Here is an 821-nt window from a genome sequence, read left to right as displayed (position 1 = left end):
CCGCTCGTAGCCGAGGGTGATTCGGCGATCGCGACGCGTTGAGCTGGAGGTCGGGGCTGGCTGGTCGTGCACTCGAGGGCGAGCGGGGCGAGCTGCTCGAGCGACAGCCCGAGCAGCACCGCGGCCTTCTCGAGGAACCGGCCGGTGCCGGCCGCGCACTTGTCGTTCATCACGAACTCGAGGACCTTGCCGGTTGCCGGATCGATCCTGATCGCCTTGGAGTCCTGGCCGCCGATGTCGATGATGGTGCGGGTGCGCGGGTTGAGCACATGGGCTCCCAGGGCGTGGCAGGTGATCTCGGTGACCACCTGGTAGGGAATGTCGGGCCAGGCGAGCGAGATGCGGCCGTAGCCGGTGCCGACCAGATGGACGACGTCGCTCCGCGCGACTCCGGACTTGCGGAGCAGCTTCTCCACCAGCTCGTCGGCCGTCTCCTGCATGTAGAGGCCGGTGGCGACGAACGCCGTCTCGATGGTGTGCGGCGTCAGCAGAACGCCCTTGGAGCCGCGCGAGCCGATGTCGAGGCCGATCACCGGTGCGGCCGGGGCGTGCCTCGCCAACACGGCGCCGGCGATGTCTTCCAATCTCATGCGAGCGGGCTCCTCGGAGGCGCGAAATCGGTTGCTTCGAGACGCGTTGGTCGAGACGCATTGGTCGAGACGCATTTGCGTCCGGATGCGGTCGCGTGCGGACGGGATCGTCCAGAACGGGTCGCGGTGTTCGCTCAGCGGAACACGTCGGTGACGACCCGTGAGGCGAACTTCTCGGCATCGGTCGACGCCTTGAGAACCGACGCCCGTTTGAGATCGCCGACGATGCGG

The 821-nt window shown here is 67.7% G+C and carries 1 protein-coding gene; it reads right to left on the bottom strand.

Going from position 1 to position 821, the window contains the following annotated elements; genetic code table 11:
• On the bottom strand, positions 1-590 hold a 590-nt coding region (locus ABTU92_RS21785; RefSeq protein ID WP_408093724.1), incomplete at its 3' end, for an acyl-CoA dehydratase activase.
• Between the last annotated feature and the right edge of the window lie 231 nt (positions 591-821).

This window comes from Rhodoplanes sp. SY1, assembly GCF_046000175.1.
Classification (GTDB): Bacteria; Pseudomonadota; Alphaproteobacteria; order Rhizobiales; family Xanthobacteraceae; genus Rhodoplanes.
Note: the sequence above shows the minus strand (reverse complement) of the source record. Positions and strands in the feature narration are given on the sequence as shown.